13 protein-coding genes and 1 other annotated feature are annotated in these 12,919 nt (G+C 36.7%); of the genes, 8 read left to right on the forward strand and 5 right to left on the reverse strand.

Annotated features, from left to right (window positions below; all coding sequences use genetic code 11):
* The first annotated feature begins 13 nt into the window (after window positions 1-13).
* Window positions 14-1,192, forward strand: coding sequence for a glycosyltransferase family 4 protein (locus AC1DFT_RS18025; protein ID WP_478160545.1), 1,179 nt, complete (start codon window positions 14-16; stop codon window positions 1,190-1,192).
* 223 nt (window positions 1,193-1,415) lie between these two features.
* Here the strand turns inward: AC1DFT_RS18025 and AC1DFT_RS18030 are convergent, their stop codons facing one another.
* Window positions 1,416-1,787 (reverse strand): VOC family protein, encoded by a 372-nt coding sequence (locus tag AC1DFT_RS18030; RefSeq protein ID WP_478160547.1) that lies wholly within the window; start codon window positions 1,785-1,787, stop codon window positions 1,416-1,418.
* A gap of 196 nt (window positions 1,788-1,983) precedes the next feature.
* Window positions 1,984-2,200, forward strand: a binding site (T-box leader).
* 177 nt (window positions 2,201-2,377) lie between these two features.
* On the opposite strand from AC1DFT_RS18030, the gene proS reads away from it, so the two are divergent.
* The 3 genes from proS (at window position 2,378) to AC1DFT_RS18045 (ending at window position 6,204) form a co-directional block, all read left to right on the forward strand.
* Window positions 2,378-3,817, forward strand: a complete 1,440-nt coding sequence (gene proS / locus AC1DFT_RS18035; RefSeq protein ID WP_478160549.1) for a proline--tRNA ligase — start codon at window positions 2,378-2,380, stop codon at window positions 3,815-3,817.
* A 1,012-nt stretch (window positions 3,818-4,829) separates the two neighbouring features.
* Entirely contained in the window at window positions 4,830-5,339 is a 510-nt protein-coding gene (locus AC1DFT_RS18040) for an RNA polymerase sigma factor (protein ID WP_478160551.1), read from the forward strand.
* Complete coding sequence (locus tag AC1DFT_RS18045; protein WP_478160553.1) at window positions 5,329-6,204, forward strand: hypothetical protein; 876 nt, start codon at window positions 5,329-5,331, stop codon at window positions 6,202-6,204. Before AC1DFT_RS18040 ends, AC1DFT_RS18045 begins: the two co-directional genes overlap by 11 nt.
* Before the next feature lie 115 nt (window positions 6,205-6,319).
* Here AC1DFT_RS18045 and AC1DFT_RS18050 read toward each other — a convergent pair whose 3' ends face one another.
* From AC1DFT_RS18050 to AC1DFT_RS18060, 3 genes are all read right to left on the reverse strand, one after another.
* Complete coding sequence (locus AC1DFT_RS18050) at window positions 6,320-7,381, reverse strand: ATP-grasp domain-containing protein (RefSeq protein ID WP_478160555.1); 1,062 nt, start codon at window positions 7,379-7,381, stop codon at window positions 6,320-6,322.
* A gap of 264 nt (window positions 7,382-7,645) precedes the next feature.
* The gene (locus AC1DFT_RS18055) at window positions 7,646-8,161 is read right to left on the reverse strand and encodes a hypothetical protein (RefSeq protein WP_478160557.1); all 516 of its coding nucleotides are present in this window, start codon (window positions 8,159-8,161) and stop codon (window positions 7,646-7,648) included.
* 3 nt (window positions 8,162-8,164) lie between these two features.
* The gene (locus AC1DFT_RS18060) at window positions 8,165-8,854 is read right to left on the reverse strand and encodes a B3/B4 domain-containing protein (RefSeq protein ID WP_478160559.1); all 690 of its coding nucleotides are present in this window, start codon (window positions 8,852-8,854) and stop codon (window positions 8,165-8,167) included.
* A 55-nt stretch (window positions 8,855-8,909) separates the two neighbouring features.
* Between AC1DFT_RS18060 and queG the strand changes: the two genes are divergently transcribed.
* From queG to AC1DFT_RS18080, 4 genes are all read left to right on the forward strand, one after another.
* Window positions 8,910-10,049: a tRNA epoxyqueuosine(34) reductase QueG gene (gene queG / locus AC1DFT_RS18065; protein ID WP_478160561.1), complete on the forward strand. Its 1,140-nt coding sequence runs from the start codon at window positions 8,910-8,912 to the stop codon at window positions 10,047-10,049.
* Between the two features lie 12 nt (window positions 10,050-10,061).
* Window positions 10,062-10,535 (forward strand): tRNA (uridine(34)/cytosine(34)/5-carboxymethylaminomethyluridine(34)-2'-O)-methyltransferase TrmL, encoded by a 474-nt coding sequence (gene trmL / locus AC1DFT_RS18070; RefSeq protein ID WP_478160563.1) that lies wholly within the window; start codon window positions 10,062-10,064, stop codon window positions 10,533-10,535.
* Window positions 10,536-10,835: 300 nt separating this feature from the next.
* The gene (locus AC1DFT_RS18075) at window positions 10,836-11,018 is read left to right on the forward strand and encodes a multidrug ABC transporter ATPase (RefSeq protein ID WP_478160565.1); all 183 of its coding nucleotides are present in this window, start codon (window positions 10,836-10,838) and stop codon (window positions 11,016-11,018) included.
* A gap of 39 nt (window positions 11,019-11,057) precedes the next feature.
* Window positions 11,058-11,882 (forward strand): aldo/keto reductase, encoded by an 825-nt coding sequence (locus AC1DFT_RS18080; RefSeq protein ID WP_478160567.1) that lies wholly within the window; start codon window positions 11,058-11,060, stop codon window positions 11,880-11,882.
* A 30-nt stretch (window positions 11,883-11,912) separates the two neighbouring features.
* Here the strand turns inward: AC1DFT_RS18080 and AC1DFT_RS18085 are convergent, their stop codons facing one another.
* The gene (locus AC1DFT_RS18085) at window positions 11,913-12,491 is read right to left on the reverse strand and encodes a hypothetical protein (protein WP_478160569.1); all 579 of its coding nucleotides are present in this window, start codon (window positions 12,489-12,491) and stop codon (window positions 11,913-11,915) included.
* Between the last annotated feature and the right edge of the window lie 428 nt (window positions 12,492-12,919).

Raw genomic sequence — 12,919 nt, forward strand, 5'->3', positions numbered from 1 at the left:
AGGGTGCTTTGAAATGAAAATTGGACTTTTTACCGATACATATTATCCACAAATTAATGGAGTGGCGACTTCTGTGCTAATTCTAAAAGAAAACCTAGAAAGGCTCGGGCATCAAGTGTATGTATTTACAACAACCGATCCAGATGCAACTGAAAATGAGCGTAATGTATACAGAATGCCAAGCATCCCATTCGCAAGTGCAAGACGCTTAGGGATGTTCTATCATACCGGATTAGTAAAGTTTATAAAAGGACTTAAACTAGATTTAATTCATACGCATACCGAATTTTCACTAGGAGTTTTCGGAAGATCTATGGCAAGAAAATTAAATATACCTCTTCTCCACACCTACCATACAATTTATGAGGATTACACGCACTACATAGTAAAATATAAATTATTTGATTTTATTGCAAAGAATACAGCAAGGAAAATTAGTGCTAATTTTTGTAATTCTGTTGATAAAGTAATTGTTCCAACTGAAAAAGTGAAAGACTTACTGCATTCTTATAAAGTAAAGCAACATATGTCGATTATTCCTACAGGTATAGAACTTAGTAAGTTCACTTTATATAATAAGTCATCCGTGGAAGTTAAAAACTTGCGCGTGGAATTAAACATTGATGAAAAAGATAAAGTGCTTTTGTACATTGGAAGAATTTCAGAGGAAAAAAACATTGCGGAACTTCTATTTTCGATGAAAGATTTATTGACTAGAAACAGTAATATGAAATTTGTGCTAATAGGCGATGGGTTAGAGAGAAATAATTTAGAAGAACTGGCTTTAAAATTAGGGATAAAAAATCAGACAGTTTTTGCAGGGGAGAGACCGTGGCATTCCATAGGTATGTACTATCAATTGGGGGATGTCTTCGTTAGTGCTTCCCAAAGTGAAACACAAGGACTTACTTACATCGAGGCACTGGCATCCGGACTGCCACTAGTAGCAAAAGCAGACAAATGTTTAGACGGTGTTCTTCAAAATGGTGTAAATGGTTATACTTTTCAAGGGAAAGATGATTTTTTACAGTCAATAAAGATGATTTTATGTAATGAAAGCAATAAAGAATTAATGTCCGTTGGGGCTGTCCGATCAGTAGAAAAGTTTTCCGCTAAACATTTTGCGCTAGCTATTGAAGCTACTTACAATAATATACTTGTAGAATGGAAAAGTTACCATAACGTATCCTAAAGAATGCATGATTCTAGTACAAAGTCGTCCTTTTATAGGGCGGCTTTATGCTTATTGAATGAAAAATATCACAAAGGTTGTCGAGTTGGACAATCATTCGGAATATGCTCCCTGTGTTAGAAAAAAGTATGAAATCATAATTAATATGACACTATCTTAAATAGAAAGCGCATTCTTTTACGAAGCGTGCGCTTTTGTTCTTCGATTCAGTGATATTTCATTTCTATCGATGTTGATCTACAAGAATTTGATTGCCGTCTGGATCTTCTATTGTAAAATGTGCTGGTCCTTCACTTGTTTCATCTGCTTCCGTTAATAGCTTGATTCCTTTTGTTTTATACTGCTTTTGAATTTCTCGAATATCCGTGAACGTATCGAGATTCTCCGCATTTTGATCCCATCCTGGATTAAATGTCAAAATGTTCTTTTCAAACATACCTTGGAATAACCCGATAACACAATTTTGGTTTTTTAAAATAAGCCAATTTTGAGTGATGTCCCCACCTAAAACTTGAAATCCGATGTTTTCATAAAATGCTTTGGATACATGGATATCTTTTACGTTTAAGCTTACAGAAAATGAACCTAAATTCATATTTTCTCCTCCATTCTTAATAGAATATTTAGATGATTTATTTAATTTAAGTATAATGGAGGAGCTTGAAGTTTACAACAATCCCCAATAGGTCAGAAGCTTTTCTTCCATTAAAGAATGAAGCAATTGCATTGATTGTGAATTAAACAATAAAGGAATTGTATTAAACCCGTCTATTTGGTATATTATTAGTAATATCCAATCTTTGAAGTGATCAAGTAAATGAGAATTGTGAAACAGAAAATATAGCAGCTTGCTGAGAGCTATATCACCGCTTCTTGTTGAAACCTACCACGGAGATGTTATGCAAACATAACCGAGTCGTTTTCGTTAACAAACGTTTAGAGGGCTAAAAGTAATTTTAGCTAAACTAAGGTGGTACCACGTCTATTCAGCACAAAGACGTCCTTTTATAAGGACAGCTTTGTGCTTTTTTAATTCAATTTACCAGGTGAAAGGATTCAGCTAAATTGAATTAAAGCCTCCGGCGGATGTCACAGATTTTGAAAGGAGTTAATTGTGAATGCACAATTCAAAATCTGGACGCAATAACGCCGAGGCGTCATTGATATAAATAGGAGGATTTTATAATGACAAATCAACAGCAAAATGATTTTTCGAAATGGTATATCGACACAATTCAAAAGGCAGATTTAATGGATTATACACCAGTACGTGGATGTATCGCATTTAAACCAGACGGATTTGAAATTTGGGAGCATATCCAAGCGGAAATGGATCGACGTTTTAAAGAAACAGGACATCGCAATGCGTATTTCCCAATGCTTATTCCTGAGTCTTTCTTCCAAAAAGAAAAGGACCATATCGAGGGATTCGCTCCTGAGCTTCCATGGGTAACAGAGGCAGCCGGTGAGAAGTTAGAAGAACGTTTAGCACTTCGCCCAACTTCTGAAACGATGATTGGTCACTTGTATTCGGATTGGATTAAGAGCTACCGTGATCTACCTGTTTTAATTAACCAATGGGCAAACGTATTCCGTTGGGAAAAGAAAACACTTCCATTTATCCGTACTTCTGAATTTTTATGGCAAGAAGGGCATACTGCGCATGTAGACGAAGAAGAAGCGCGTCATGAAACAATGCAAATGCTTAATATCTATAAAGAAGTTGTAGAAGAACTATTAGCTATTCCTGTATACGATGGTCAAAAAACACCTTCAGAACGTTTTGCAGGGGCTGTAGATACGTATTCCATTGAAGCTATGATGAAGGACGGGAAAGCAGTTCAAGCTGGTACTTCACATTATTTAGGAACAAAATTTGCAGAAGCATTTGATATTAAATATTTGAACAAAGAAAACAAGCATCAACATGTGCATACAACATCATGGGGAACTTCTACACGCTTAATCGGTTCCGTTATCATGGTGCATGGTGACGAACAGGGGCTTGTATTACCACCACGTGTTGCGCCAACTCAAGTTGTACTAATACCAGTTGGACCTTGGAAAAAGAATCCTGCGATTAAGGAAAAACTAGATGAGGTTTTTGCTACATTAAAAGCAAAAGGTATTCGTGTTCGTTTAGACGATTCAGACCAATCTCCTGGTTACAAATTCAATGAGTGGGAGTTAAAAGGTGTTCCAGTTCGTGTTGAATTAGGGCCTCGTGATTTAGAAAACAACCAAGCATTATTAAAAGCACGTGACGAAGCGGATAAAGTATCTGTAGATATTCCAAATCTAGTGGAGCGCATTGAAGAAGAGTTAACTACAATGCAAACACGTTTACTTGAAAAAGCTCGTGCTTTCCGTGATGAGAACTCACATACAAACGTGGATTCCCTGGAGCAGTTAAAGCAACATCTTACGGATTCAACGGAAAAAGGAGAAATCCCAGGATGGATCCTTGCAGGATGGTGTGGGGACGACGCTTGTGAAGAGAATGTGAAGAATGAAACGAAATTTACGACACGTAATATTCCATTCAACCCACCAGCCGAAAAGTCTACTTGTATCAACTGTGGAAAAGAATCGAAGCATACAGTTTGGTTCGGAAGAGCTTACTAATTAAATAGGAAATATAGTTAAAAAATCAACCATTGCTTGTTAAATGGTTGATTTTTTATTGCTTCGGAAACTATAAAATGTAGATAACTTTTACATGTCACAAATAAGTTATGTCATTTTTGATCGAACGTAGTATAGCGATACTGCGACGTAGTGAGGCGAATAAAGTGTCCGCTGTGATTTTCGCTACAGTCGTACGCTTTCCACCGGGTAAGCGATGAGCCATCCCCGCCGCCCTTAGGCGTACGTTGGGATGTCTCATTTTGCTCACTTATCCGGTAGGAGTCGACGCCTGTAGCGAAAATCAAAAGAAATTGCTAAATTATTGAGATCCCATATTAACAATAAATGGTTGAACGAGACAATATCCACTGCGAACGCGACAATAAGGCAGCTGAACAGGACAAACCAGTCGAGTAGATACCGGCCAGGCGTGTTCGGCGGGCTTTAAGACATATAATTCCTATAATAGGTCGGAATTATAGTTGTCTCACATCAAGTACACTTGCCATTTTGAGAATTGGTTGCTTTCACGAGTAATTTGGTTGCTCTCGTGCTGATTTAGTTGCTTTCGAAGTAGAACTGGTTGCTCCCAGTCATCGGTTGGTTGCCCTAAGCCATTTATTGGATGAATCCAATGGAAAAACTGGTTGAAATTTTGTTTTTTAATGGGATGGTATTGATAATTTGGCAATTTCTACTGATTTTCGCTGCAGGCGGCGACTCCAGTGGGATCAAGTGAGTAAGATGAGACTTCACAACGCGTAGCGGTGAAGGCTCATCACTCACCCCACGGAAAGCGTCCGTCCTGCAGCGAAAATCATAGCGGTCACTAGTCAACGCACTACCACGCAGTATCCCTATTATGTGCGACATCCCATTAATATTTATCATTTTAATTTACTATATTAAGAAATGAATAAGTGCTTTAGAGCTTTTGTTCTTTTTTTCAATATTTCATGTAAGATAAATGGAATGCATTCGTCTAATTATTAAAGGAAGGGGGGATCCCTTGGAGAGAAATTTGATTGAAGAATGGTTTGAACTATATGAAAGAGATATTACTAGTTTTCTAATATATTACACCGGATCAATGGACGTAGAAGATCTTGTACAAGAAACTTTTCTGCGAGCTATGAGAAAAATTTCAATCTATAAAGAGAACGCTCATCCAAAAACTTGGCTTATATCCATAGCAAGAAATTTAGTGATTGATCATCATCGAAGGAGTCGGGTATGGAGTAGAATTAGGCATATGTTTTTACAGGAACAGTTTTTTTCTATTGATATGGAACAACATATCATGCTAAATCAAGCAAACAGTCATTTGTACGATGCTATTAGTAAGCTTCCATCAACGTATAAAGATGTTATTATTCTTAAAGGGATTTTGGAGATGTCATCCAAGGAAGTTAGCCGTGTAATGAAAAGTAATGAGAATAATATAAATGTAATGTATCATCGCTCCTTGAAAAAGCTGAAGACAGTCATGGAAAAGGAGGGGTATGAATATGGAGAATGATAAGGAACTGCAAAACCGTTTGAAAAATCTTCCTAAATACTCACTTGAGAACGAACAAAAAGAGAAATTACTATATACGCTAAGATCTAAACAGAATCTACGTAAGAAACCAGTATTTTTAGCACCAATACTTACTCTTGTAGCCATATGTTCTATTCTTTTCTTTCTTTTTTTAACGCAGGAGGATTATTACAAACTAAGTGCACAACAAGGAACGGTTTTTACATTACCAGATAGGGATCAAGAAGTGCTTGGAGTGGAAGGTAGATTAGGAATTCTTGTATTTAATGAACAATTTGTTGCAGAGGACAGGAGAAGAGTATCTAAGATGATGCTTTACTTCTGGGAAGATGAGCATGCGCTTGTGGACAAAAACTTCCGAGTAGAAGCGGAAAATACCAAAAGAGAAAAGATTGTGTTAACAGAAGGAGTTCTCTCAAGTGGTCTTTATAGTGAGGATGCTCATACATTAGCTCGCTTTATTCCTTTTCCATCAGAAGGGGTATGGCAGTTATCGTTTTATGTAGAGGATATACTGTTCGAAGCATTTACAGTCAATGTCTTCCCACCATTCCCTAAAACGGAACACTATGCCCTCGTTGACTCTCCAAAAGAAATTCCAATCGGTGAAGCATATGAAGTATATTTGCAAAGTTCACTTGGAGAGAAGGAAATAATTGAAGTGAAGTTGCTTGATAAAAAAGGGAATGTAGTAGAAAACACCATTTTTAAGCGGGACAGCAGCGTGATAGATGGTGAAGGGGGAGGAACAATCTATTATTACAAGGGCGAACTTACATGGAAGGACCATGGAACATGGAAGCTCCTCATTGATGGAGAACAAACGGGACTGTTTGAGAATTAGTATGAAGAGGTATTCAAACTCTTGATGATTGTTTTACGCTCGTGCTTATTGTTTAGATAATAATAAAGACGTTCCTTCATCAATGAAAAGGAACGTCCTTATTTATATGGTGTATTTACGCTAGTACAGCAGAATCTTCGACGGAAGATAATATAACAGATTGCTCAATATAAGTTGCTTTCACTCCATATTTAGGCTGCAATGCTTCCACTTGGCCACCGAGTAATAATTTTATTGCTTGATAAGGTATATTAATATCAGAAAGGCAACTAATATGAAGTCCTCCGCTCATACGAGGGTTAATTTCTAATAGTTTTGGAATGCCGTCTTTATATTTGACTTGAATGTTGAAAACAAAAGGAACTTTATATTGTTTAGCTATTTTCTCAGCAATTTCTATTAGCTCTTTATTGTATTCAATTTCGCGAATACGGCCATTTCCTTTTTTTCTAGGTATAGCTACCAATAATGTGCCATCTGCTCCAGCTAAACAATCGATACTGTATTCGTAGCCATCTAGGTATTCTAAAACCATCAAATCTGGAAAATGTTCTTTTGTTTGCAATACTTTATAAGCAGTTTCAAAAGAGATTTTTTGGGAAGAAGCGGTGCTAAATAAGAAGGGAATAGTATCTGCATTATTATCAATAATACGGAATCCACTAGCACCTTCACCTACTATCGGTTTAATACAGAGTTTTGTATTATCTTTACTTAATGCTTTATAAGCTTGTTTGAAGCCTTCCGCATCGTTTACAATTCGGTAAGCAGGGATAGGAACGATCAATTGACCTTCTTTTTTAAGAGCTTCTAAGGAACGATACATTGCCGCCTTATCATCCATCAGCTTCATTAAATTACCGATAGGGCAAACTAAAACATTCACACCCATTTCCTTAAACTTGTCTATGTTCTGTGAAATAAGGACATTTTCTTTTCGTGGAACAAATACATGAATATTATTTTGCAAACAATACTCTAAACAGAATTGAAGATATTGTTTCCCGTCTATATCTGGCTCTATTCCAAATACATCACAGTTTTTAAAATATACAGTATCTGGATTAGGATGTGTACCGTAAATAACAAACTCCTGTTGATCTGGATTATGTCGAATCATCTCCATATAATGTGCTACCGTTGAAAACCATCTATTAAACCAAATATTAATCGCCATGCTAAATCCCCATTTTCTATGTATTATTTTAGGATAATTCAAGACTGTTATGTTCTAAAAACGCTCCTTCACAAAAAGTGAAAAGGAGCGTTTTCATAGTAGGAAATCGAAAAATGCACTAGTTGGTTATCGTTTGCAATCGCAAAAGGGTAGTCATTAGTCATTGGTCACAAAGTGAAAGGTTAGAGGTAATTGGTTTGTCTAATTCAATTTGAGCGTGATTTCCTAACTATGCCTTGGTAAGGAGTCTCACCTTACCAAGGATCATGCGTATTTTTCATCATCGAAATTAATCGTAATTGAATAATTTTTTGCGTTTATATTGCCGGATAATTTATTTGCATCTTTTTCAAATTGAAGCGCTTTTAAACGATAATTTTCCGGTTCGAATAAAGCGACTTGTACATAAGTAGCGCCATCTCCGTAACCATACTGTACTACTTGTTTTTCAGCAGCCCCTAGCTGTTTATAGATTCTCGCTTGGGCACGCATTTGTGTAGCTAATTCAATTGCTTCCACAATGGTATATTCTTTTTCCTTGAACGAAACGCTATGTTGAACATTCGCTTCGTAAATTAGCTTGTCGAGCGTTCGAATATCTTTTCTTGTTTCGGTTAATTCCAAGTCTACATTTGCTACATTTCGAGGACCAATTTCTGGAACGCTGTCTTTTTCAATTACTGTATAGGCAACTCGCATTATTTCTTCTTCGAGCTCATGCACTCTTTTTAGTAAAATACTTTTTAGTTTAACAGCTTCTGCTAGTGAAATATTGGACATGAGTCAGTATCTCCATTCTTTATGTTCAGTAGATAATATTACGGTGTTTACATCTCCACCATGTATTTGATGAAACATATTACCTATTGAATTTAATAGCTTTTCTCCTTTTTCTTTACCGATGGAAGGGCGAAGAAAAACGACTTGAATTGCTTCAGTAGTATTTTCTGTAACGGCAGTTCTGATGGAATCTACAAAAGGACTTCCGAATGCTCCAACTGAATCATGAAGGGCAACGATATTTTTTAATACATTTTCCCGTCCATTCAATCCTGTATAAACGGTGTCTTCTGTTCCAAGGGATATGGTAATATCTCCTTGAATTTTGTTAAGATCGTAAATGCCCATCGGTATTTCATATTGCATCGAGAAGAAGTTATTTAAATCTACTGCGGAATGCATAGGTGTGATATAATTTTGTTTTGCAATTCGTCGATATAACGCTTCAGCTGAGTGGCGATATCTATTTGGGTCAGCACCAAACTTTTTCCATAATGTTCGCCATTCTTTTATGCCATCAAATTCGGTAAGTTTTTTCTCTTCCATTTCAAAGAAAAGCTGTTCTTGAAATAATTGGAGGCGACCCTTAAGCATTTGAGGCGAAGTGGAAACGACAATTTTGGTATAATGAATAATGCCTAATTTAAATGTAGGTTCGATTTGCAATAGCGAATCATCTAACGTAACAATCATAGCAACCATCCTTATAACTATTTTCTTTAGTGTATCATAAGAAAGGAGAACAATTGTGAATATCAATCAGTTTCAACAACAACTAATAGAATACGCAGCCTCCATTGGAATTGATAAAATTGGATTTACGTCTGCTTCTCCATTTCATGAATTAAAAAATAGATTAATTCGTCAACAAGAGCTAGGATATGCTTCTGGTTTTGAAGAGCCGGACATTGAAAAAAGAACATATCCACAGCTTTTGCTTTCAGAAGCAGAGAGTATTATTTCTATTGCTATCGCATACCCTTCGAAGATGAAAGACGCCCCGCAAAGTGTAAAAGGGGCAAGACGCGGAATATTTGCAAGAGCTTCTTGGGGTATAGATTATCACACCGTTTTACGAGAGAAGCTAGCCCTTTTAGAGTTATATATATTAACGCATATACCGGATGCAAGCCTGCGTTCTATGGTAGATACGGGTGAGTTGTCAGATCGTGCCGTTGCAGAACGTGCAGGAATCGGATGGAGTGCGAAAAATTGTGCCGTTATTACCTCTGAATTTGGTTCGTATGTGTATTTAGGTGAGATGATTACATCGATTCCATTTGCTCCAAGTGAACAGATGGAAGACCAATGTGGGGATTGCACACTTTGTCTAGATATTTGTCCGACAGGCGCCTTAATCGAAGGTGGTCAACTAAATGCACAGCGTTGTATCGCATTTATTACCCAAACGAAAACGATGGTGCATGATGAGTTTCGAGCAAAAATTGGAAATCGAATATATGGTTGCGATACTTGCCAAACGATTTGCCCGAAAAATAAAGGAAAAGGGAATTTGCATCAAGAAGCATTTACACCAGATCCAGAGCTTGTGAAACCACTACTTTTACCATTGCTGAAAATGACGAATCGTACCTTTAAAGAAACATATGGGCATATGTCTGGTGCCTGGAGAGGGAAGAATCCGATTCAGCGAAATGCCATTATAGCACTCGCTCACTTTAAAGAAGCGTCGGCTGTACCTGCACTGATTGAGCTTATGGAAAATGATGCTCGTCCAGTTATAAGAGGAACAGCAGCTTGGGCAATAGGAAAGATAAACACCGATGAAGGGCTAGCCGCTTTAAAGAAAGCAGAGCAAAACGAAATAGTGGATGAAGTTTTAGAAGAAATTCGCAAAGGACTTCAATTTTATATATTAGAGAATTAGGAAGTGGAACTATTGAGTATTAATATAGTATTATATCAACCAGAAATCCCAGCAAATACGGGAAATATTGCTAGAACATGCGCAGGAACAGGTGCAAAACTGCATTTAATTAGACCACTTGGATTTTCTACGGACGATAAAATGTTAAAACGAGCTGGGTTAGATTATTGGGAGCATGTAGATATTACGTATTATGATGGATTGGATGAATTTTTTGCCGCACACCCAGAAGCAGAATATTATTTGATTACGAAGTTTGGAGCAAAGCCACATACTACTTATAATTTTAGTGATGTGGAGAAAGATCATTTCTTTATTTTTGGACGTGAGACGAAAGGATTGCCTGCCGAACTGATCGAAGCTCACCCAGACCGAGCACTTAGAATCCCCATGAATGATAATATTCGTTCGTTGAATTTATCCAACACGGCCGCAATATTAATATATGAGGCTTTAAGACAACAAGATTATCCAAATCTACACTAAAAAACGGACGATGCCTTAAAAGGCTCGTCCGTTTTAATATTCTTTCTTACTTTTTAGCTGCACCTGGTTTGTCATCGTATCCTGCAGTGAAGATGGCAGATAGGAATGCTACACAAACGCCAAGAACTAGGATTAATCTCATATTAAGCGCCTCCTCCAGTATATTCTGTAATAAGTATACCCTACTTTAGTTTAAAAAGAAATATTGCTAAATTTGAATTTACGGCGAAAATCGTACCTTTAAAGAGTTGCATCTGCCTTGTAATTCTACTAGGATATAGAAAAGGAGTGATTTTTTAAATGAGAAATTTGAAAAATGGTCCAGAAAACGGTTCGATGGCAACAAATATGGAAGAAGTAAAGCAATTAGGAAAACAAATGGAGAAGTTACGAGATGACAATGAGCTTGAAAAAGATCATCGAGTATCGGATCCAGCGCAATCGGATGACACTTCATCTATGAAACAAAGGAAAAACGACTGATTTCTTCAGTCGTTTTCTTTGAAAGAAAGGAAGAGGAATATGGAATTACATAAGGATTCAACAAAACGATTAGCAAATGGCGTAGAAATGCCACGTATTGGTTTAGGAGTTTACAAAATGACCGAACCCGATATTGCGTTACTAGCAATATCTACTGCACTAGATAACGGCTATCGTCATATTGATACAGCTTCCCTTTATGCAAATGAAAAAGAAGTGGGAGAAGCAGTTCGTACTTCTAAATTTGCTAGAGAAGATATTTTCATTACAACAAAAGTGTGGAATACAGATCAAGGGTATGATCAAACATTAAAAGCTTTTGAAAAATCATTAGAGTTACTTGGATTAGAATATGTAGATTTATATTTAACCCATTGGCCAGTAAAAGAAACATTTGTCGACACATACCGTGCAATCGAACGTTTATACGAAGAAAAACTTATACGGGCAACGGGTGTTTCTAATCATCATCAACATCATTTAGAAGCAATTGCAGCAAAAGCAAATATACAACCAATGGTCAATCAAATTGAATGTCATCCAAGACTAACTCAAATGGATTTGCGACAATATTGTACTGAAAAAGGGATTGCGGTTACTTCATGGTCACCATTAGCTAGAGGCCGGCTACTCGAAGAATCGACTTTACAGGAAATCAGTAACAAATACGGTAAATCACCAGCACAAACAATTATTCGCTGGCATTTGCAAAACGATTTAATCGTCATCCCAAAATCGGTGACACCTACTAGAATTGTAGAAAACTTCGATGTATTTGATTTTGAATTATCCGCGGAAGATATGAAATATATTGATGCACTTAACTTGAATGAAAGAACTGGTATGGACCCAGATACTTTTTAGTTTTTTTAATGAAATCAAGTGGTACATGAATTATTTCGATTCATGTACCTCTTTCTTTTTCTTTATTTGTTTCATTTGTTCCTGATATTCTTTTTCCACTTCTGTTGTTGTCGGAATAAAAGGTTTTTGATTATAATCGGTTCTTTTACCATATCGCAACATTTCATAAATAATCATTCCATTATTAGGCATACCATTAAATGTTTTCATCGGAACCAAATCAAACAAAACATAGTAAAATGCATAAAAAATAAATCGTTCCCAAAAGTTTTGGTATTCGTGCAGGATTTCATTCGCTAAAAGTGCGTTAATGATCAATGCCAAGATAAGGTTAACGGCAATAGGACCAGCGTAAATACAAATATAAGCAAATTTACTTTCTCTTTTTATCGCATCATAAGAAAACCAACTATATAGATGGTAATATTTTCGAACGTCAAAAATTCCTATTTTAATAATTCGAGGACCAGATCCAATAGTGAGCCTGGGATTTTCCACCCCTAAAATTTTACTTACAATTAAGTAACCAGTTTCTCTTACAAATACTACAATAGGCAAGATGATGAAAGCTGAAATAATTACGGATAGTAAATCTGAAAATCCAAACAAGTTTATCGCTTCCCTCTGTATAATGATTGTGCTTTATTTAATTGAGTACCCTCAGGAAGCGAAATAAACCTTTTGAGATTTTTCCAAATTCCACATTAAAATTGTAAAAGTAAAAGTATCGGTGACGTACCGATACTTTTTTTATGCTTTAGGAAAATCTAAACGTTTGGAAAATTTTTGAGTGATATAACCTATGCTATTTTTATATCATACGAGGTATAGGGATACTGCGTCGTAGTGCGGCGAATAAAGTGTCCGCTGTGATTTTCGCTGCAGGCGGCGACTCCAATGGAGGCCAACACGATGTTGGTCACGAAGACGTTGCCACACGATGTGGCGTTCTTAGCCTTTGTTCCTCTACCTGAGTAAGATGAGACTTCACAACGTACGCGCAAGCGGCGGTGAAGGCTCATCACTCACCCCACGGA

The organism is Psychrobacillus sp. 05T411 (genome assembly GCF_056396485.1).

Excerpts from the sequence above, each read along its gene's own strand:
- AC1DFT_RS18025 (WP_478160545.1), top strand. The coding sequence starts at position 14 with ATGAAAATTGGACTTTTTACCGATACATATTATCCACAAATTAATGGA.
- AC1DFT_RS18030 (WP_478160547.1), bottom strand. The coding sequence starts at position 1,787 with ATGAATTTAGGTTCATTTTCTGTAAGCTTAAACGTAAAAGATATCCAT.
- proS (WP_478160549.1), top strand. The coding sequence starts at position 2,378 with ATGACAAATCAACAGCAAAATGATTTTTCGAAATGGTATATCGACACA.
- AC1DFT_RS18045 (WP_478160553.1), top strand. The coding sequence starts at position 5,329 with ATGGAGAATGATAAGGAACTGCAAAACCGTTTGAAAAATCTTCCTAAA.
- AC1DFT_RS18050 (WP_478160555.1), bottom strand. The coding sequence starts at position 7,381 with ATGGCGATTAATATTTGGTTTAATAGATGGTTTTCAACGGTAGCACAT.
- AC1DFT_RS18055 (WP_478160557.1), bottom strand. The coding sequence starts at position 8,161 with ATGTCCAATATTTCACTAGCAGAAGCTGTTAAACTAAAAAGTATTTTA.
- AC1DFT_RS18060 (WP_478160559.1), bottom strand. The coding sequence starts at position 8,854 with ATGATTGTTACGTTAGATGATTCGCTATTGCAAATCGAACCTACATTT.
- AC1DFT_RS18075 (WP_478160565.1), top strand. The coding sequence starts at position 10,836 with ATGAGAAATTTGAAAAATGGTCCAGAAAACGGTTCGATGGCAACAAAT.
- AC1DFT_RS18080 (WP_478160567.1), top strand. The coding sequence starts at position 11,058 with ATGGAATTACATAAGGATTCAACAAAACGATTAGCAAATGGCGTAGAA.